Raw genomic sequence first — 20444 nt, forward strand, 5'->3', positions numbered from 1 at the left:
TTGCCGTTCGTCCAGAATGTATAACCAATCGTCCTCAATCGTTCTGATTCTCCTCGCATGGATACAATCTCTACCCTTGTCGGACGTCACAACTTCAGCGCGCGTGTCTTTTACAACGGCGACTTTTGCGGCTCGAACCATTTCCGGGAAGATGGCGCCACCGGACAACTGCATGTGGTGAAGCAGGGACCGGTGATTTTTCATCACGAAGACCAGCCTTCGCTGCATGTCGATGAACCGTCCATCGTGTTCTATCCGCGCGGACTGACGCATCTGGTCCATGTGCCCCCGACGACGTCGGCCAGGCTGTTGTGCGCGGCGATCACGTTCCAGGGTGGGAATAACAATCCGCTGGCCAAGGCGCTGCCCGATGTTCTCGATGTCCCGCTTGCGCAGCTCGACAGCCTGAAGGGGACGCTCGACCTGCTGTTCGCCGAGGCATCCATGGAGCAGTGCGGCCGGGAGCTGATCCTGGACAGGTTGTGTGATGTGCTGATTGTTCAGATCATGCGCCACGTGTTCCAGACCGGGAAGCTGTCGCCTTGCATGCTGGCCGGTCTGGCGGATGAGCGGCTTGCCCGCTCGCTGGTGGCGATCCACGAAAATCCGCAAGAAAACTGGACCCTTGAAAAGCTGGCGTCGCTTGCGGGCATGTCGCGCAGCAAGTTCGCCGGGTTCTTCCGCGAAGTTGTCGGCATTACGCCCGGCGAGTACATCACGCAATGGCGCATCGGATTGGCACAACAGCTTCTGAAAAAGGGCCGGGCGGTCAAGACGGTATGCCTGGACGTGGGCTACGGCAGTCAGCCGGCATTCACGCGGGCGTTCACCGAGTACACCGGCATGTCGCCGCGGGCCTGGCTGAACGCAAACGCAGCCGGTGTCTCCGCCGGGGACAAGGCACGCTCACCCATCGGCGGCGCAGCGCCCGCCGCCGTCTTCGGGTAACAGCAGCACCGGACAGTGCGCGCCTCGCAGGACGGCCTTGATCAGGTGCGCGCGACCGGAACCGATGGCGCAGTGCCAGGGCAGCACGATCATGTCGACTTCCTTCTCGCGTGCCACGCGGATCGTCTCGGCACCGGGCTCGCCGCTGGCCATCAACAGTGTCAGCTTGCCTTCGTCCACGCGCGCGCCCATGCCGCAAATGCGATCGAGGAACTCCTGTCCCCACTGCTCCCATTCGTATTGCGGATGGTCCACATAACGTGGCGTCGCCAGGCTTCCCGGCTCGGTCGGCTGACCGACGTTGGCGCCGGCGATGCGCAGCACCAGGTTTTCGATCCCGAGCGACGCGGAGCGGTTGATGATTTGCGCCAGCGCGCCCGCACAACCCGGCGTGCCATCCTGCGGCAGCAATTCCTTGCGCCAGCGCCAAGCGCTCATGTCCTTGTCCGGCGGGACGACGAGAACAGGGCACGTCACTGTCTCCAGCACTTGCCGTCCGAAGGCTGCGTCCGTATCCGCATTGCGGTCCGTCTCGTCACCGATGCGCGCCGCCAGCACCACCACGGACTGTCTTGCCGCGTCCAGCGTCCGCATCGCGGCGTCGATCACATCGCCGGATGCTGCCTCGATGGCAATGGCATCGCGTTCTTCCTGCGGCAGGGACATGCGCTCCACGAAGTCCTGCACTGCGGGCAGATGTGCGCCGGTGGTCACGATATGCAGGCCGGCATGCGCGGTGTTCGCCACGACCCGCGCGACGGGAAACGCGGCCACGAGGCTTCGGGGATCCGCCAGCGGCAAGACGACCTGCATGGCTTTATCGGTATTCACTTGCAAGCTCCTTCCATGTCCCGTCTGTCCATTCCCAGCGCGATGTCCGGCCCGCATCCAACAGGACTGCGGGTGCGTTGCCCACCGTGACGGGGATCGATGTTCCGTTGAGCAGTTCGATTTCCAGCTGTACGGGCCCGATGCGCAGCGCAAGCTGTCGGCCGCGCCACAGCAGCTTGAGGCGCACGGCGCGCCAGGCGGGCGGGCAATTCGGCCTCAGTGCGAGGCCGGTTTCGTTGGTGCGCAATCCCGCGAATCCGAACACAAGCGCCTGCCACAATCCGCCGAGCGCGGCCATGTGCACGCCGCCGGAGGCGTTGCCCATGTTGTCGGCCAGGTCGATCTCGCGCGCTTGCCGGAAATAGCGCAAAGCCATATCCATGTCGCCGATTTGCGCGGCGATCAGCGCATGCATCGCCGGGCTCAGGGAACTGCCGTGTTCCGTGCGCGGCTCGTAATAGCGGAAGCTCGCTTCCAGCATGGCGGGCGGAATCCGCTCGCCGAACAGATGCAGCAGCATCACCACATCCGCCTGCTTGACGAGCTTGCTGCGCCGGGTACGCTCGCGGCCGAGGATGATGTCGAGCGGCAGGCTGCGCGGGGCATATTGCGCAGGATCGATGTCCTCCAGCTCGAAGTAGCCCTGGAACTGCTCGATCAGATTGCGTTCGGCATCCATGCCGGTGTACATCGCCGCGCTGACGCTGCGCCAGCGTTCAAGCTCACGGTCATCGAAGCCGATGCGCCCGGCCAGATCACGCCATGGTTGCGGCCAGCGCTCTTTCATCATGCCGACCGTGGTGCACGCACAATCCAGATTCCATTGCGCCATCCAGTTGGTATAGGCGTTGTCATCGACTTCATCATGGTATTCGTCCGGCCCGATGACCTTGCGGATATGGTAGCGGCCGTCTCCCTCGATCTCGCCCCGGCCGGCCCAGAACCTGGCCGTCTCGACCAGGATTTCGGCGCCGGCATTGCACAGGAAATCGTCGTCGCCCGTGGCTTGCCAGTACTGCCAGACGGCGTAAGCGATATCGGCGCTGATGTGGTGCGCCTGCAGGCCGGTGACGACCGGCAGCACTTCACCGACCGGCGTGATCGCGTAGGGTGGCGTCACGTCCTCGCCCGAATCGGCCGATTCCCAAGCGTACAGCGCGCCGGTGTAGCCCAGTCGTCGCGCCTTGTCGCGCGCGGCCGCAAGCGTGTGGAAGCGATACATCAGCAAGGCGCGGGCGCAGGGCGGATCGGTCAGCGTATAGAAGGGCAGCAGGAAGATTTCGGTATCCCAGAAGACGTGTCCCTTGTAGCCGCTCCCGCTCAGGCCGCGCGCGCCGATGGAGACGCGTTCGTCGGCGGGATTGACGGCGGATATCAGGTGATAGCAGGCAAAGCGGATCGCGCGCTGCGCCTCCACGTCGCCCTCGATCTCCACATCGGCCGCCTGCCAGCGTCTCGCCCACGCTTCGACATGGCGGCGGATGGCCGGCGTGACGCCTTCCGCGAGCAGGCGTTCCAGCTGCGCGACGGCGGCTTGTTCCGGATGCGGATTGTCGCGCGAGGTATGGCAGGCTTCCAGCCAGTCGTACTGGTAGGCCTTTCCCGCTTCGACTTCCATCTGCATCACATTGTCCATCGCGCCGGCCGTGCTGCTGATGTTGATGCGCGGCGCATGCTCGCTGGCCGTCGCGGCATTGAGCCGGGCGGCCACCGCGAGTGCGATGGTCGTGCCGGCGTGGGTGCGCCCTGCGAGGATCTGCACCGGTCCGGAAGGGGACTCCCTGCAAGTCGTGCTCGAGGAAAAGGTCTGTGTGGCGGAACCGGGCGACTGGACAAAGCCGGAGCGAATCGCCAATGGCCCCGAATAGGTTTCCGCGGTGCACAGCGAGCTTTGCAGCAGGATGTGCCGGTCCGCCAGCGAGGCCAGGCGCAGGAAGCGGACATGAATGACGCGGCCCTCCTTGTCGCTGAAACGGAACTCGCGCCGAAAGATGCCTTGTCGCATGTCGAGCATGCGGCGGTGTCCGAGCAGCGCAAGACTTTCGGTTGCAAGGCGGTTGGGGCCGGTTGCCTGCGACAGCAGCGTCCAGCCCGGCGCGGCAACCATCTCGGGCAGGGTGGATGGCGGCACGAGGTCGAATACACCGGCGATAAATACCATGGGCGCCGATAGTGAGGTGCCGAAGGGCAAGGACCCGCGGCTGCCGAGATAGCCGTTGGCAACGGAAAACAGCGCCTCGAACTCATGCTCGCGCGTGGGCGTGAATTCATCGTCGATCATGAGCCACAAGGGATCGGTCGTGGGGGCGAACGGAGAGGAAAGGCATTCGCTCGAATCCATCATCGTGTCCTCGTTCATTCGGTGCTTTCCGCAATCAGTGACAAATCGCTGACTACCACCGTCGCGCCGGCACGCGCCAGTGCGTCCGGCCGGCCGAGGCGGTCGACGCCGATCACCGCGCCGAAGCCGCCCGCACGACCGGCCTCGACGCCGGCGCTGGCATCCTCCACCACCACCGCGCGCGATGCCTCGACGCCCAGGCGGTGCGCGGCTTCAAGAAAGGTGTCGGGCGCCGGTTTTCCGCGCAATTCGCCCCGCACCAGATCAAGACCGTCGACACGAGCGTCGAACAGGTCGAGCACGCCGGCGGCCGCGAGGAATTCGCGGCAATTGGCGCTGGAGGAAACCACCGCGATGCGGAAACCATCACGCCGCAAGGCGCGGATCAGTGCGACGGTCGACGCGTAAACCTCGACGCCGTCGCGATGGATTACATCAAGGAGCAGGGCGTTCTTTCGCTTGCCGAGGCCGGACATGGTATGCACTTCCGGCGGATCGAAAGCATCGCCTTGCGGCAACACAATATCCCGCGATGCAAGGAAACGGCGTATTCCTTCATGACGTGGCAGGCCGTCGACGAAACGCGCATAGTCCTGCACGATGTCGAAGGGCGGTTGCTCACGGCCGTTCTGTTTCGACCATTCCCGCAGGAAGTCGTCGAACATGGCTTTCCATGCGCGGGCATGCACGGTGGCGGTCTTGGTGACCACGCCATCGAGGTCGAACAGCACGGCGTCGAAGCGGGAACGGGTGAGGATAAAGGCCGCGTTGCCGGTGGCAGCGGTTTGAGGCATATCCATGGGACGATCCTCGGGCGGGAATATGGATATGACTCCAAAAGCACAAAACAATTTCCGATAAGGCTGCAGTGAGGGAAATTCCATCCCCTTATCAGGGTATGCGCCTCGTCATCCGCCCGTTCGCCACCCCTTTGATGCCGATCAATAGCCCACCTCCCACCCGCGCAGGACAATGGATTGCTGACTGCAGAAGAGGAAGGATCGTCATGCCACGCACTTCCGTCATTCGCAAGACCGCATCCGATTTTCATGTAGCGCCGAATTGGGTGGATTACGCTGAAACCCGCAATGAATTCTCCTGGGAAAATGCGCGGCGGGAACTCGCCGGCATGCCGGGCGGCGGCCTCAACATGGCGTTCGAAGCCGTTGATCGACATGTGCCGGACAAGGGCGATCGCATTGCCTTTCGCTTCCTCGGTGCGGACGCGGATCGCGTCATCACCTATCGCGAACTCGCCGCACTTACCAACCGCTTCGCCAGTCTTCTGCGCGGCCTCGGCATCGGCAAGGGCGATCGTCTGTTCGTGCTGTCGGGCCGCATTCCCGAGCTGTATGTCGCCGTGCTGGGCAGCCTGAAGAATGGCACGGTGGCCTGCCCGCTGTTTTCCGCGTTCGGCCCGGAACCGATCGCCACGCGCATGACGCTGGGCGAAGCAAAGGTGCTGGTGACGACCGAGCAGCTCTATCGCCGCAAGATCGAAAAGATACGCGGCAGCCTGCCCGGTTTGCAGCATGTGCTGCTGGTGCAGGAGCAGGGCGCGCAGGCAGCCGACATCCCCGGAACGCTGAACCTGGCGCGCCTGCTCGCGGAATCGAGCGACGCATTCGACGTCGTGCCAACCCGGCCCGAAGACATGGCGCTGCTGCATTTCACCAGCGGTACCACCGGCACGCCCAAGGGTGCGGTGCATGTGCACGGCGCGGCCGTCACGCACTGGGCCACCGGCAGATACGCGCTCGACCTGCATCCGGACGACATTTACTGGTGCACCGCCGATCCGGGATGGGTGACCGGCACCTCCTACGGCATCATCGCGCCGCTGCTGCATGGCGTGACGTCCATCGTGGACGAAGCCGAGTTCGACGCGGACCGCTGGTATCGCATTCTGCAGGAGCAGAAGGTCACAGTCTGGTACACCGCGCCGACGGCCATTCGCATGCTGATGAAAGCCGGCGAAGAAGTGGCGCGGAAATACGCGTTCCCGAATCTGCGCTTCGTCGCCAGCGTGGGCGAGCCGCTCAATCCGGAAGCGGTCTGGTGGGGCAAGGAAGCGCTGGGCTTGCCCATCCACGATAACTGGTGGCAGACCGAGACCGGCGGCATCATGATCGCCAACACGCCGGCCTTCGACATCAGGCCCGGTTCGATGGGACGGCCCCTGCCGGGGATCGATGCCTTCATCGTCGCTCGGGATGAACAGGGACAGGTGCGCATCGTCGAGGAACCGGATACCGAGGGTGAACTGGCGCTGCGGCGCGGCTGGCCGTCCATGTTTCGCGGCTACCTCAACAACGAAGAGCGCTATCGCAAATCCTTCGCCGGCGATCTTTATCTGACGGGCGATCTCGCCAAGCGCGACGCGGACGGCTATTTCTGGTTCATCGGCCGCACCGACGATGTGATCAAATCCTCCGGCCACCTGATCGGGCCATTCGAAGTGGAAAGCGCGCTGATGGAACACCCCGCTGTCGCCGAAGCCGGAGTGATCGGCAAGCCGGATGAAACCGTGGGCGAAATGGTGAAGGCCTTCGTGTCGCTCAAGAGCGGTTACGCGGCATCCGAATCCTTGCGCATGGAATTGCTGGGCCACGCACGCAAGCGCCTGGGCGCCGCGGTGGCGCCGAAAGAAATCGACTTCCTCCCGACGCTGCCGCGCACGCGCAGCGGAAAGATCATGCGCAGGCTGTTGAAGGCGCGCGAGCTCGGCTTGCCGGAAGGCGACACCTCCACGCTGGAGGGACAATCATGAACGCCGCCGACAAGTCCACGTCATTATCCTTCCTGACCGACATGCTGCGCATCCGGCGCATGGAAGAGAAATCGGCGGAGCTGTACGGCAGTGGGCAAATCCGCGGCTTCCTGCACCTGTACATCGGGGAGGAAGCGGTCGCTGTCGGCGCGCTGCACGCACTCGATGCGCAGGACAATATCGTCGCAACCTATCGCGAACACGGCCACGCGCTGGTGCGCGGCGTGCCCATGAACGCGATCATGGCCGAAATGTTCGGCAAGCGGGATGGATGCTCGCGCGGGCGCGGCGGCTCCATGCATCTGTTCGATCGCGCCACGCGCTTCTTCGGCGGCAATGCCATCGTCGGCGGCGGACTGCCGCTGGCCGTCGGTTTGGCGCTGGCTGACAAGATGCAGGATATCCGGCGCGTGAATGCCTGCTTCTTCGGCGAGGGCGCCGTCGCGGAGGGCGCCTTCCACGAATCGATGAATCTCGCCGCCTTGTGGCGCTTGCCGGTGCTTTTTCTGTGCGAGAACAACTTCTATGCGATGGGCACGGCGCTGGCGCGCTCCGAATCGCAAACCGATCTGTGCATCAAGGCGGCCAGTTACAAGATTCCCGTCATGAAGGTGGATGGCATGGACGTGCTCGCGGTGCACGAAGCGACGAAGCAGGCGGCGCAACATGTGCGCGCCGGGGAAGGCCCCTTCTTCGTCGAATTCCAGACTTACCGCTTCCGTCCGCACTCGATGTTCGATCCCGACCTGTATCGGGACAAGGCGGAAATCGAAGAGTGGAAAAAGCGCGGACCGATTCACACGTTTTCCGCTCGCCTGAAGGAAGAGGGAAAACTGACTGAAGCGGAATTCCTGGCTATCGATGCGCAGGCCGAACAGGAAGTGCAGGCGGCCGTCGCCTTCGCCGAAGCCTCGGAATGGGAACCCGTCGAAGCGCTGATGAAGGATGTGGTGGCCCCGGAGGCGCAGCCATGAAAATGAGCTATCGCGAGGCATTGCGGCAGGCGATGCGCGAAGCGCTGACCACCGATCCGCGCGTGTTCCTGATGGGCGAAGATGTCGGCAAGTACGGCGGCACGTATGCCGTCTCGAAAGGCTTCATCGAGGAATTCGGGCCGGAACGCATACGCGACACGCCGCTGTCCGAACTGGGATTCGTCGGCGCCGGCATCGGCGCGGCTCTGGGCGGCATGCGACCCATCGTGGAAGTCATGACGGTCAACTTCAGCCTGCTGGCGCTGGATCAGATCGTCAACACGGCGGCAGCCATGCGTCACATGTCGGGCGGACAGTTCAACGTGCCGATCGTGATCCGGATGGCGACCGGCGCGGGGCGGCAGGTGGCCGCGCAGCACTCGCACAGCCTGGAGGGCTGGTATGCGCACATCCCCGGCATCCGGGTGCTTGCGCCGGCCACGGTCGCCGATGCGCGCGGCATGCTCGCGCCCGCGCTGGCCGATCCCGACCCGGTCATCATTTTCGAACATGCGCAGCTCTACAACATGGAGGACGACATCGATCCGGCGGCGGCATGCGACATCCGCTTCGCCGCCGTGCGGCGCAAGGGCGCCGACCTCAGCCTGTTTGCCTATGGCGGATGCCTGCCCAAGGCAATGGATGCCGCACAAAGGCTGGCCGAGGAAGGCATCGACGCGGAAGTGATCGACCTGCGCGTGCTGCGGCCGCTGGACATTGAAAGCATCGCTGCCTCGGTGCGCAAGACGCATCGCGCCGTCGTGGTTGACGAGGGATGGAAAACCGGCAGCCTGTCGGCGGAAATCATGGCCTGCATCATGGAGCATGCCTTTTACGACCTCGATGCGCCGCTGGCGCGCGTATGCAGCGCGGAAGTGCCGATTCCCTATGCCCGCCACATGGAAGAAGCCGCCTTGCCGCAGCCGCACACGATCGCGGCCGTCGCGAAACAACTGATGGGCAAGACATGATCGAGTTCAAGCTGCCATTTCTCGGCGCCGATGTCGACGAGGGGAAGCTGCTCCAGTGGAAGATTGCGCCCGGCGACACAATCCGGCGCGGGCAGGTGGTCGCCGTGGTCGATACCTCGAAAGCGGCGGTCGATGTGGAAAGCTGGCAGGAGGGCAGCGTGTTCGAGCTGCTCGCGCAGCCCGGCGAAACTTTGCCCGTCGGTGCCGTGCTCGCGACCTTGCTGGAAGCCGGCGAATCTCCGGAAACGGCAAAGCGGACGGAACGGTCAGAACGGTCGATACGTGCGCCGGAAGTGCCTGCCATGCCTGTCGCCGTTCACGGCGAACCGGCTGCGCCACGCCAGCCGGTCTCGGCACGCCGCAGGATCTCTCCCGCCGCACGCAAGCATGCGGAGGATCATGGCATCGACATCGACAGCGTGGTCGGCACGGGCCCGGATGGCGCGGTAACCCTGCAGGACGTGCAACGGCTCGAAGCGAAGCCGCCAGCCGCGCAGGCGGACAAGCATGCCGAGATGCGCAAGGCCATCGCCGCCGCCATGAGCCGTTCCAAGCGGGAGATTCCGCACTACTACCTGGGCGAAACCGTGCCCATGCGCCGCGCGCAGGGCTGGCTCACGGCCGCCAATGAAAAACGCAGCATCACCGAGCGCCTGCTGATGGCATGCCTGCAACTGAAGGCGGTCGCGCTGGCGCTGAAAAAGTATCCCGACATGAACGGCTTCTACCTCGACGGCGTGCATCGTCCATCCGCGGCTATCCACATCGGGGTGGCGGTTTCGCTGCGCCAGGGAGGCCTGATTGCACCGGCGATCCATGACGTGTCGGAAAAAAGCCTGGACCAGTTGATGGTCGATCTCACCGACCTGGTCAAGCGCGCCCGCGCCGGGTCGCTGCGCAGTTCCGAGATGACTGATCCGACCATCACCGTGACCAATCTCGGCGAACAAGGTGTGGAAACGGTTTTCGGGGTCATCTATCCGCCGCAGGTGGCGCTGGTCGGCTTCGGCCGTATCCGGGAAATGCCGTGGGCCGTCGACGGCATGCTCTGTACGATGCCGGCGATGACCGCAAGTCTCGCCGCCGATCATCGCGTGTCGGACGGCCACTACGGCGCGCTGTTCCTGGCGGAAGTGCGCGAGTGGCTGCAGCGGCCGGAACAACTCTGAAAGGCAGACGATGAATCGACAGGAACTCCTCGCCGTCGTGATGGCCACGCTGAGATCGATTGCGCCGGAAGTGGACGAAGGCGAGCTGGTCGCGGCGCAGCCCTTGCGCGAGCAGGTCGACCTCGACTCGATGGACTGGCTCAATTTCCTGATCGGCTTGCACCGCGAGCTCAAGGTGGAGATTCCGGAAGCGGATTACGCGAAATTGCGAACGCTGGATGAGCTGCTCGATTATCTGCAGGCGAAGGGTTGATGCCGGTGGCCGGACGGCAACATCGGATGGGAAAAATAGCGCTTGCCTGCTTCTCCTTTTGTCATTAATATGTTTATATGTTTAAACGCATTGATTTTAGATGAGTAAAGAGAAAGCGCCGACGCTCGACGACGTTCTGCAAAGTTTCCGGCTTTGCGCACCGCTTTTCCATGCGCTGGGCGACAAGCAACGACAGGACATCATCATGCTGCTGGCCGAGAGCGAGCGGCTGAACGTGTCCGCGATCACCGAAAGAATGCCCTTGTCGCGGCCGGCGATCTCGCATCACCTGAAAGTGCTGCGCCAGGCCGGCTTGGTGAAGGTGGAAAGCGAGTCGCGCGAAAATTATTATTCCCTGACGCTCGACGAGGGACTGCTGCAGCTCAAGCAGCTCGTCATGCAGGCAGAGCAGTCGTGCGTTTGAATTGAATTCCTGCGTTCACGCGGTGGCATGAACGCGGGATCCGGCTTGCCGGCCTTGTGCCGGCAAAAAATTTGACCAATAGGTCGATATGTTTAAACGTTTGATTATAAGGAGCAGTGATGAGGAAAACCGTTTTGATTACCGGTGCATCCAGCGGCATCGGAAAAGCCAGCGCCCTGAAGTTCCACACCGCAGGCTGGCAGGTGGTCGCCACCATGCGCAAGCCGGAGGAAGCGGATTGGGCACCGTCCGGCGCCGGCTTCATGGCAGCCCGCCTGGATGTCACCGACACCGGATCGATTCGCGGCGCGGTTGACGGCGCGCTGAATCGCTTCGGCCGCGTCGATGCGGTCGTCAACAATGCCGGTTATGGCCTCGTCGGACCTTTCGAAGCCTCCACACCCGAGCAGGTCGAGCGCCAGTTCCAGACCAACGTGTTCGGCCTCATGAATGTGTGCCGCGAAGTCATTCCGCACATGCGCGACCGGCGCGGCGGCACCATCATCAACGTCGCATCGATGGGTGGCCGGATCACCTTTCCGCTCTACAGCGTGTACCACGCCACCAAATGGGCCGTGGAGGGATTTACCGAATCCTTGCAGTATGAGCTCGAACCCTTCGGCGTACGGGTCAAGATCATCGAACCGGGGCCGATCAGGACCGATTTCTACGACCGCTCGATGGATCTCATGTCGAAGCCGGGCCTGACCGCCTATGACGGCTACGTTGAAGGCACGATGCCCAACATGCAGAAAGCCGGTTACACCGCTCCGGGACCGGAGCTTGTCGCGCAAGCGATCTTCCGCGCGGCCACCGACGAGTCGGCACGCATGCGCTATTCGCCCAACTCCGCAAGCATTCTCGCCCTGCGGCGGGTGCTGCCGGAGCGAGCGTTCTACTCCATGGTGCGCAAGGCAGTGTCGCGTTGAGCTGGAGAAGTCGCATGGCCGGGATTGGCTTACGCTCCAGAGCCATGCTCCCAGACGATTGCAAGCCATCGCGCATACAAGGGCCGTTTCATTCGCCCTTGCCCGATTTCCTTTCCCGCGAGCCGTTTCCTGGCCGACGTGAGAACGATTGCATCAGTTCGGTCAACTCGGTCACCCTGAGCGCCACCCGGTAGTTGACGCTTCCTTCCGGATAGCCGCCGGGACCGGCAGCGCCGGCGGGCACGCCTGTCAGGATGGAAACGGCCTGATCGACATTCTCATACGCATGGATGCTGAACTGTCCTGCCTCGACCGCCGCCACCACATCATGGCGCAGCATCAGGTGCTTGACGTTGGCGGCCGGGATCAGTACGCCATGCTCGCCGTTCAGGCCGCGCGCCGCGCAGATGTCGAAGAAGCCCTCGATCTTTTCGTTGACCGCGCCAATGGCCTGTGCCTGCCCGAGCTGGTTGACCGAGCCGGTTATCGCCAGCGACTGGCTGATCGGCAGGCCGGCGAGATTGGACAGCAGCGCGCACAGTTCCGCCATGGAGGCGCTGTCGCCGTCGATCATGCCGTAGGACTGTTCGAACACCAGGCTGGCCGACAAGGCCATCGGCTGGTTCCTGGCGTAGCGCGCGGCGAGGAAAGACGACAGGATCAGCACGCCCTTGGAGTGGATCGCGCCGGACAGCTTGACCTCGCGCTCGATGTTGATCAGTTCACCTTCACCCAGCCGCGTCGTCGCGGTAATGCGGGTCGGCTGCGCGAAGGCGAAACCGCCGAGTTCGATCACCGACAGTCCGTTGATCTGCCCGGCCACCGCGCCGTCGGTGCTGATCATCAGGGTGTTGCGCAGGATTTCCTCATGCAGCCGATCACGCAAGCGGGCCTGCCGGACGATCTGGGTGTCGATCGAGCGCTGCACGTCGGCGCGCAGGACCATGTTCCGGCCTTCTTCGCGCGCCCAGTAATCGGATTCGCGCAGCAAGTCCTTGACGCTGCCCATGTGGGTGGACAGCCGCTCGCCATCGCCGACCAGCCGCGCGCCATGCTCGATAATCCTGGCCACTGCGGCGCGCTCGAAGGGAAGCAGGGATTCCTGGCGCACCAGCGTGGAAATCATGCGCGCATAGAGCATGTGCGTGTCGGCGTTGCGCTCGATACGGTCCTCGAAGTCCGCCGCCACCTTGAACAGCTCGCCGAATTCCGGGTCGTATTCCTGCAGCAGATAATAGAACATGCGATCGCCGAACAGGACCACCTTGGCATTGAGCGGAATAGGTTCCGGTTCCAGCGACACGGTGCTGACCAGGCTGTAGGCCTGGCCCAGCGACTCGATATGGATCTCGCGCGATTTCAGCGCCCGCTTCAAGCCCTCCCAGGCGAAGGGCTGCATCAGCACCTTGCGCACATCCAGCAACAGATAGCCGCCATTGGCGCGATGCAGCGCGCCCGGCTTGATCAGGGTGAAATCGGTGACCAGCGCGCCGAGCTGGGACAGGTGTTCGACCCGTCCCACCAGGTTGCTGTAGGTCGGATTGTCTTCGCTGACGATTGGCGCACCGGAATGCATGCCGTTGGTCACCAGTACATTCACCTGATAGCGATGAAAATCCTCGTGCATCATGAGGACGGCGACGCCGGCGTTCGAGGGTTCTTCCTGCCTGCGGAAGTCGTCGGCATGCTCGATCACGTCGAGCTGCACGATATCCAGGTAGGACAGCACCTGCGGCAAGTCGTGAAAGACGGCGCGCACTTCGTTCATGGCATGCTCGACGGCGGACAGGATGGTGTCGCGATTGAGCTGCTTGACGCGCTCGCTGCGTTCCTTGTGCCATTGCGGCAGGCGGCGCAGGATTTTTTCCAGGCGTTCCTGCAGTCCGGCGATTTTCTCCTCGATCTGTTTTCTTTCCTCCTCCGGCAATTTGTCGTATTCCTCCGGCGGCATGATCTCGTGGAAATGGGTCGGGGCGAATGCAAAGCCGCCGGGCGTGCGCAGCAGCACCACCTCCTGTTGATGGGCCTCGTTTTCGAGTTCGCCCAGGGCCACTTCCTGCTGCTTGCTGAATTCTTCCTGGATGGCGCCGATCTTGTCGCGGTACTCGTCGCTTTCGAACAGGGCCGGGATGGCCGATTGCAGGTAATCGACCAGTTGCTCCATCTGTATGCGCAATTCCGTGCCCCGGCCGGCCGGCAGGCAAAGCGAGCGCGGCATGTGCGGCTGCGCAAAGTTGTTGACGTAGCACCAGTCGTCCGGGCCGGGTTCGCTGCTGGCCTTCTTTTCCAGGAACCGGTGCACCATGGTGCGCTTGCCCAGACCGGAAGGCCCGAGCGCGAAAATGTTGTAGCCTTCGTGGCGGATGCCGGCGCCGAAGCGCACCGCATCCATGGCGCGCAACTGGCCGATCATTTCGCCCAGATCCTCGAGTTCTTCCGTGCTGCGGAAGCGGAACTGCTCGGGGTCGCAGGCCTGATAGAGCTGGTGTGCTGGCAAGGCGATGGCGGTTGTCATTTTTCTTGTCGGACAGGTGACGACGACCGTCTGGCCACGGGCGCCTTGTTCGGTTCGCTGGTGCCCGGTATCGACTCCCTTGCCGGGTATTCCTGGCGACGCTTTTTTCCTGCGATTCCGGAATGCGCTTGCTGCAAAGACACTCCGATCGCTGGCATTTACCATCGTAGATCGCCCGGCGCGGCGATCATTGCGCCAGATCATTCAATTCCCGGAAGCGGCTCTTGCCTTGATGAACTTCGGCTTACGGACCATGGCCCCCCGGCTTGATGGATCTCAATGTCTGGAGGGTTTGCGCGCCTAAGCTGAGTTTGTCTGTTGACGCTCTCCGGCCGTGTCCGGCCACAGAATGGGGACGCCATGTTGCACGATGGTTCCGCAGCCGCAAGATGGGAACATTTCCACCACGGTGCCGATATCGGCATCCGCGGAACCGGCGGCAGCAAGCTGCAGGCATTCGAGCAGGCGGCGCTGGCCTTGACCGCGGTGGTGACCGAACCGGAAAAGGTCAGGGCCGTGCATGGCATCGAGATCCGTTGCAGCAGCGACGATGACGAATTTCTCTTCCTCGATTGGATCAATGCACTGATTTACGAAATGGCCACGCGCGGCATGCTGTTTGGCCGCTTTCATCTGGCGCAGGACGGCGCCACGCTGCATGCCAGCGTGTGGGGAGAACCGGTCGATGTCGCCCGTCATTGCCCCGCCGTGGAGCCCAAGGGCGCGACCTTGACCGAACTGAAGGTGAAACGGTCGGACAACGGCATCTGGACCGCGCAATGCGTGGTGGATGTATAGCATGGACACCTCACATTTCATTCGCCAATCGGAAATGACCTGGGAAATGCCGCCGCAGGGTGGCATGCATGTCCCCGCGATCATTTTCGCAACCGAACAACTGATGCAGGCCATGGACGAAAAGGTCCGCGAGCAGATCTGCAACGTCGCGATGCTGCCCGGCATCGTGAAGGCCGCCTATGCGATGCCGGACGCGCATTGGGGCTACGGCTTTCCCATCGGCGGCGTGGCAGCCTTCGATCCCGACCAGGGCGGCGTGGTGTCGGCCGGCGGCGTCGGCTTCGATATCTCCTGCGGCGTGCGCTTGCTGAAGACGGGGCTGAAGGACGAGGATCTGGAGTCGCACAAGCTCGAGCTGGCTTCCGCCTTGTTCCATGCGATTCCGGCCGGTGTCGGCAGTCACGGGGCATTGCGCCTCAGTCCGGAGGAAATGGACCGGATGCTCCTGGATGGGGCGCGCTGGGCGGTCGCGCGAGGTTACGGCACGCTCGACGACTTGAACGTGACCGAGGAGTCCGGGCGCATGGAAGGCGCCGACCCCGACCTCGTATCGGATGCGGCAAAACACCGCCAGCGCGATGAAATGGGCACGCTGGGTTCCGGCAACCATTATCTCGAAGTGCAGCGTGTCAGCGCGCTTGTCGACGAGGCGATTGCCGAAGGATACGGTCTGCATGTCGGGGACATCGTCGTCAGCGTGCACTGTGGCTCGCGCGGGCTGGGGCATCAGATCGGAACGGAATTCCTGCGCGACATGGCCTGGGTCGCCATGCAGCACGGGATGTCCCTGCCGGACCGCGAACTGGCCTGCGCGCCGATCCGGTCCGAACTCGGTCAACGCTACCTCGGTGCGATGCGCGCCGCAATCAATTGTGCGCTGGCCAATCGGCAGATTCTGACCCACCTCACGCGCGAAGTGTTCACCCGGTTCTTCCCGCAGGCCAGCCTGGAACTGTTGTACGACGTATCGCATAACACGTGCAAGGTGGAAGAGCATGAAATCGACGGCCGGATGCGCAAGCTGTTCGTCCATCGCAAGGGAGCCACCCGTGCATTCGGGCCCGATCATTCATCGCTGCCTGCACAGCTGCGGCCTTACGGCCAGCCGGTGCTGATCGGCGGCAGCATGGGAACGGCGTCCTATGTGCTGGCGGGAACCAGCCGCTCGATGCAGCTCTCGTTCGGCTCCGCCTGCCACGGTGCGGGCCGCAGCATGAGCCGGCATGAGGCACTGCGGCGCTATGGCGGCAGGCAAGTCACCGATTCGCTCGCGCATCGCGGCATCCTGATACGCAGCCCTTCCATGCGTGGCGTTGCGGAGGAAGCGCCGGAAGCCTACAAGGATGTGACCGAGGTGGTGGACGCTGCCGACAAGGCAGGGCTGGCGCGCATCGTCGCGCGGCTCGAACCGCGGGTGTGCATCAAGGGATAGGCATGGTCAGGCAGCTTCCTGCACATGCCGGGCAGGGTGCGCGCCCTGAACGCCATCACGCTGCCGGGCATGAGCGAATGCGCCCGTCGCAACTGGTCGAACAAGTCGGCGGCACCTACGCCGAAGAGCTGGGCATCGACCTGCATCGTCATGACTCGGGAGAAGTCTTCAAATGGTTCATCGCGGCGGTCTTGTTCGGCGCGCGAATTTCCGAATCGCTCGCCATGAGGACGCATCGCGAATTCCAGCAGGCCGGCGTTCTTTCGCCAAGCCGGATGCTCGACGCGGGATGGGACAAGCTGGTCGAACTGCTCGATCGCGGCGGCTATACCCGCTACGACTTCAAGACGGCGACCAAGCTGCTGGACCTCAGCCAGACCTTGCAGGAGCAGTACCAGGGCGATCTGAATGCGCTGCATGAGGACGCGCGCGACGAGGCCGACCTGGAGCAACGCCTCATGGCGCTCGGCAAGGGGATCGGCCCCGTCACGGTGAATATCTTCCTGCGTGAAATGCGCGGTATCTGGCCGCAGGCAAAACCGCTTCCTTCGGAACGTGCGATACGGGCGGCCAGGGCACTCGGCTTCATTCATGCCGCCGCCAAGGACCCGGCGCGCATTCTGCAGGGCCTGGAGAGCGCATGGCGATCGGACGGAATGAAATCGAAGGATTTCGCCGCCTTCGAAGCCGCGCTCGTGCGCCATGAATCCCAGCTCTGGAAGCGTCGGCAGCGTGGCCACTGACGCATTTTCAGACCACTGCTTGCCGGTTCAATGTGCCGGCAGCGAGTGCAGGATGCTCTTGAAGTTGTTCCAGTCGGTCGCACCCCAGATTTCCGAGTGCGCGCGGCCGAAGGTGCGGATCATGGCCGACACCTTGAGCGCGGCATTCATGTCCGGCGCGGTGAAAATGTCGAGGTAATCGTACGGCCCCAGCAGTGCGTAGCTCTGCAGCCACTTCACGTCCGGACACTCCTGCTCGATGTGCTGGACGGCACGTTTTTCAAAGTCTTCCATGGAAGTCGGCGATTTCAATGCCTCGGGAGAAAGTCGCGTCAGCAGGATGAAGGTTTGCATGGTGCCGTCTCCTCGTACGGATGGTTCGTCCTCCCACGTTAGCAGCGCAGGGCGGGGCAGGTTTGCGCCTTCTCAAACCGCTCCGCAACAACTGGCTCGCCTCCATGCGCTACGGAAAACTCAGCCGATGGCAGCAAATTCGCCGCAGAGTTGCGCCATTGCCACGCGCGCTTGCGTGCTGGATTGCACGGCGGCAGCCCACTCACGGCCCGGTGGCGCCAGCACCGGTCCCAGTTCGAAGCCGATGCGGGTGCGGCGCGGCAACCAGGTGTCGGCACGCAAGCCCGTCCGTGTGCCGCGCAGGCCGGCAACCACGAGCGGTGCGGCGGCCTTGGCTGCCGCGAGGAAGGCGCCGGAGTGAAAGGGTTTCAGGCCGGCTTCCCGAGTGAATGTCCCCTCGGGGAAAACCACCACGCTCTGGCCGCCGCGCAAGGCCTCGGCCATCCGCTCCACATCTTCCGCTCCGCGTCGCGCATCGAAGCGTTCGACGAACAGTGCGCCGAGTCCGGTCATCAGGCTGCGCATCACGGGCTGGCCGGCGAATTCACGCTTTGCCGCGAACGCATACCCGGGCACGGCGGGCAGCAGCGCGGTGAGTGCAATGGCGTCGAGATAGCTGGAGTGATTGACCAGCAGCACATGCGGCTCGCGCGGCAAGTGCTCGATGCCCTTGGCCGACAGCGGTACGGCGGCAAGGCGGAACAGCAAGCGCGCCGCAAAGCGGGCAATGCGCCGCCCTTGCGCGGGGCTCTGCAACAGCAGGATCAATCCGCCGACGGGCAGCGCGAGCACCGCAAGCACCAGCCACATGTACACGCCATATGCCCATGCACTTGCGCGCCTTGCGGCGACCCGGAGGTCCGCCAGCACGGCGCTCGCGGCGAAGCGGGCTGTGCGCAGGCGAGGCAGGGCGGACGGCTGTTCCGCCTTGCCATGCTCGTAGGCATCCCTGCTGGCCAGGCGCCGGATCTTGCCGCTGGACGTCTTGAGCACGGCATGCGGCGGCACGAGGACGATGTCGTCGGCCGGCATGCCGATGACATCGACCGCGGTCTGATTGAGCGCCTGGCGCAGTTTTGAGCGAGCGGCTTCGTCGCGTTCGCGGGTTTCGGCCATGATCACCAGCCGTTCGCTGCCGGTGGCGGGATCCGGGCTGGCGAAGACCGCCACGCAGCCCTTGCGTATGCCCGGCACATTGCCTGCCGCCTGTTCCAGGTCGTAGGGATAGAGGTTGCGTCCGCCGCGCTTGATGAGGTCCTTCACCCGCCCGGTGACATAGACCTCGCCCTCGGCCATGTAGGCGAAATCGCCGGAGTCGAGCCAATCGCCGCGAAACAGCTTGCTCGTGCCCTCGGGATTGCGATAGTAGCCGGAGGTGGCGGAGCTGCCCCGGAACTCCAGGCGGCCGACGCAGCGTTCGGGCAATTCAACTTCCGCGTCGTCGACGATGCGGATCTCCTGGCCGTGCAGCGCGCGGCCGCAGGAAGGGATGGACAAGGCATCCGCGCCGCTGCCCGGCACGGCCTTGCCCTCGCGGGTAAACGCATCGCGCGCAATGACGTCGATGCGCGGCCCGCGCTCCAGCGGCGGGAAGGCGAGCCCGACCGACGATTCTGCCAGACCGTAGACCGGCGTGAGCGCCTGGCGGCGCAAGCCGCACCGGGCAAAACGCGTTGCGAAGGATTCCAGCGTGGCGGGGCTGACCGGCTCCGCGCCGTTGAGCGCCAGCCGCCAGCGCGACAGATCGAGTTCGGCAAGCGTGGCGTCGCTGATATGCCGCACGCACAATTCATACGCAAAATTAGGTGCGGCGGAAATCGTGCCGTGGTGGCGCGTGATCGTCTGCAGCCAGAGCGCGGGCCGCGCGAGAAAGGCGAGCGGCGACATCAGCACCAGCGGGATGCCGTGGTACATCGTGCCGAACCAGGCGCCGATCAGGCCCATGTCATGGTAGAGCGGCAGCCAGGACACGAACACGTCGTCCGGCCCGGCCTGCGTCGCCTGCCCCAGCGCGCGGATGTTGGCCAGCAGGTTGGCATGCGTCAGCACCACGCCCTTGGGGTCGCCGGTGCTGCCCGAGGTGTACTGCAGGAAGGCGATATCGCCGGCCTGCGGCCGGTAACGCGGCGGCGCGGGCGGGGCATGCAGATCGGAGGGCGTGACGATTGCCGCCAGGCTCGGCACGGCCGCCTGCAGCATGAGAGCGACCTGTTTTGCCTGCTTGAACGTGATGATCAGCACCGCCTCGGCATTGGACAGGATGCGTGCGTGGCGCTGCAGATGGTCTTCGATCTGCGCCATGCGCGCGGGCGGGTAGATCGGCACCGGTATGCCGCCGGCAATCATCACGCCGAAAAAACAGGCGAGGTAATCGCGGCCGGTGGGGAGCATCAGTGCAACGGTTTGCTTCGGCTGCAAGCCTTGCGCCTGCAGGCCGGCCGCAATGCCGCGCGCTTCATCCAGCAGCTCGCGGTAGCTGATGGGGTGTTCCTGGTGCTGTTCGTCGTGCAGCAGGATGTGGACCTCGTACGGCTGGCGCTCGGCGTGCCATTCCAGCACATCGACCAGGCTTTGCGCGTCGGTGGGCACGCCAGGCGTCCGCGAACCGGTCAGCGCAGGGGCAAGCTCAGGCGTCTGCTCCGGTGCTGCCTGTCCCAGCCAGTGCAACAGCTCGCGCGGCGTGTCGGCCTGCCCCAGCGCCTCGCTCGGCAATTCGACACCGAAAGCTTTTCCCACGCGCTGCATCAGCTCCACGCGTGCCAGGCTGTCCAGGCCGAGGTCGCGCTCGAAAGAAGTGTGCAGACCGACCTCGGGCGCTTGCTCGGGATGCGTTTCGCGAGCGAGTTGCTGTACGATCGCCAGCAATTGCTCGGCGGAAGATGTGGCGCGGTGAATCTGATGATCGTTCACAAGGATCGATGTCGAAACAGTCAAGCCTCACCATAAAACTTCCCGAACCCGCATCATTGTTATGGATCAAGCACGCGCTCTGCTCGGGCTTTCCATCGGCACC

The 20444-nt window shown here is 63.8% G+C and carries 17 protein-coding genes; 11 read left to right on the forward strand and 6 right to left on the reverse strand.

What is annotated here, in order from left to right; translation table 11 throughout:
• Positions 1-57: 57 nt before the first annotated feature.
• On the forward strand, positions 58-948 hold the full coding sequence (locus E6W33_RS08495) for an AraC family transcriptional regulator (RefSeq protein ID WP_136416390.1): 891 nt from the start codon (positions 58-60) through the stop codon (positions 946-948).
• On the opposite strand, the gene E6W33_RS08500 is transcribed toward E6W33_RS08495, so the two are convergent.
• From E6W33_RS08500 to E6W33_RS08510, 3 genes are read right to left on the reverse strand one after another with little or no spacing between them, the layout of a single operon-like run.
• Positions 907-1779: a universal stress protein gene (locus E6W33_RS08500; protein ID WP_168798573.1), complete on the reverse strand. Its 873-nt coding sequence runs from the start codon at positions 1777-1779 to the stop codon at positions 907-909. The genes E6W33_RS08495 and E6W33_RS08500 overlap by 42 nt on opposite strands.
• Positions 1766-4138: a glycosyl hydrolase family 65 protein gene (locus E6W33_RS08505; RefSeq protein WP_136416394.1), complete on the reverse strand. Its 2373-nt coding sequence runs from the start codon at positions 4136-4138 to the stop codon at positions 1766-1768. The genes E6W33_RS08500 and E6W33_RS08505 overlap by 14 nt, the downstream gene beginning before the upstream one ends.
• Positions 4135-4920: a beta-phosphoglucomutase family hydrolase gene (locus E6W33_RS08510; RefSeq protein ID WP_211097265.1), complete on the reverse strand. Its 786-nt coding sequence runs from the start codon at positions 4918-4920 to the stop codon at positions 4135-4137. The genes E6W33_RS08505 and E6W33_RS08510 overlap by 4 nt, the downstream gene beginning before the upstream one ends.
• Before the next feature lie 206 nt (positions 4921-5126).
• Between E6W33_RS08510 and acsA the strand changes: the two genes are divergently transcribed.
• From acsA to E6W33_RS08545, 7 genes are all read left to right on the forward strand, one after another.
• Positions 5127-6890, forward strand: coding sequence for an acetate--CoA ligase (gene acsA / locus E6W33_RS08515; RefSeq protein ID WP_136416397.1), 1764 nt, complete (start codon positions 5127-5129; stop codon positions 6888-6890).
• A complete protein-coding gene (gene pdhA, locus E6W33_RS08520; protein WP_136416399.1) occupies positions 6887-7864 on the forward strand; it encodes a pyruvate dehydrogenase (acetyl-transferring) E1 component subunit alpha in 978 nt (325 codons plus the stop codon). The genes acsA and pdhA overlap by 4 nt, the downstream gene beginning before the upstream one ends.
• A complete protein-coding gene (locus E6W33_RS08525) occupies positions 7861-8835 on the forward strand; it encodes an alpha-ketoacid dehydrogenase subunit beta (RefSeq protein WP_136416401.1) in 975 nt (324 codons plus the stop codon). The genes pdhA and E6W33_RS08525 overlap by 4 nt, the downstream gene beginning before the upstream one ends.
• The gene (locus E6W33_RS08530; protein WP_136416403.1) at positions 8832-10004 is read left to right on the forward strand and encodes a dihydrolipoamide acetyltransferase family protein; all 1173 of its coding nucleotides are present in this window, start codon (positions 8832-8834) and stop codon (positions 10002-10004) included. Before E6W33_RS08525 ends, E6W33_RS08530 begins: the two co-directional genes overlap by 4 nt.
• A gap of 10 nt (positions 10005-10014) precedes the next feature.
• Positions 10015-10257, forward strand: a complete 243-nt coding sequence (locus tag E6W33_RS08535) for an acyl carrier protein (protein WP_136416405.1) — start codon at positions 10015-10017, stop codon at positions 10255-10257.
• 100 nt (positions 10258-10357) lie between these two features.
• Positions 10358-10681, forward strand: a complete 324-nt coding sequence (locus E6W33_RS08540) for a metalloregulator ArsR/SmtB family transcription factor (protein ID WP_136416407.1) — start codon at positions 10358-10360, stop codon at positions 10679-10681.
• 119 nt (positions 10682-10800) lie between these two features.
• A complete protein-coding gene (locus E6W33_RS08545) occupies positions 10801-11610 on the forward strand; it encodes an SDR family oxidoreductase (RefSeq protein ID WP_136416409.1) in 810 nt (269 codons plus the stop codon).
• A gap of 88 nt (positions 11611-11698) precedes the next feature.
• Here E6W33_RS08545 and E6W33_RS08550 read toward each other — a convergent pair whose 3' ends face one another.
• On the reverse strand, positions 11699-14125 hold the full coding sequence (locus tag E6W33_RS08550) for an ATP-binding protein (RefSeq protein WP_136416411.1): 2427 nt from the start codon (positions 14123-14125) through the stop codon (positions 11699-11701).
• A gap of 360 nt (positions 14126-14485) precedes the next feature.
• Here E6W33_RS08550 and E6W33_RS08555 point away from each other — a divergent pair, with 360 nt between their 5' ends.
• Genes E6W33_RS08555 through E6W33_RS08565 form a run of 3 tightly spaced genes read left to right on the forward strand, consistent with a single transcriptional unit; the run spans position 14486 to position 17098 of the window.
• Positions 14486-14923, forward strand: a complete 438-nt coding sequence (locus E6W33_RS08555) for an archease (protein ID WP_136416413.1) — start codon at positions 14486-14488, stop codon at positions 14921-14923.
• A 1-nt stretch (position 14924) separates the two neighbouring features.
• Entirely contained in the window at positions 14925-16355 is a 1431-nt protein-coding gene (locus E6W33_RS08560; RefSeq protein ID WP_136416415.1) for an RtcB family protein, read from the forward strand.
• Between the two features lie 2 nt (positions 16356-16357).
• A complete protein-coding gene (locus E6W33_RS08565; protein ID WP_211097266.1) occupies positions 16358-17098 on the forward strand; it encodes a hypothetical protein in 741 nt (246 codons plus the stop codon).
• 27 nt (positions 17099-17125) lie between these two features.
• On the opposite strand, the gene E6W33_RS08570 is transcribed toward E6W33_RS08565, so the two are convergent.
• Together E6W33_RS08570 and E6W33_RS08575 are read right to left on the reverse strand one after the other, a co-directional pair.
• Positions 17126-17431, reverse strand: a complete 306-nt coding sequence (locus E6W33_RS08570; protein WP_136416417.1) for a GYD domain-containing protein — start codon at positions 17429-17431, stop codon at positions 17126-17128.
• 120 nt (positions 17432-17551) lie between these two features.
• The gene (locus tag E6W33_RS08575) at positions 17552-20365 is read right to left on the reverse strand and encodes an AMP-binding protein (RefSeq protein ID WP_247869578.1); all 2814 of its coding nucleotides are present in this window, start codon (positions 20363-20365) and stop codon (positions 17552-17554) included.
• Positions 20366-20444: the final 79 nt, after the last annotated feature.

It is taken from the genome of Herbaspirillum sp. ST 5-3 (genome assembly GCF_004804275.1).
In the GTDB taxonomy this organism is placed as follows: domain Bacteria; phylum Pseudomonadota; class Gammaproteobacteria; order Burkholderiales; family Burkholderiaceae_D; genus Noviherbaspirillum.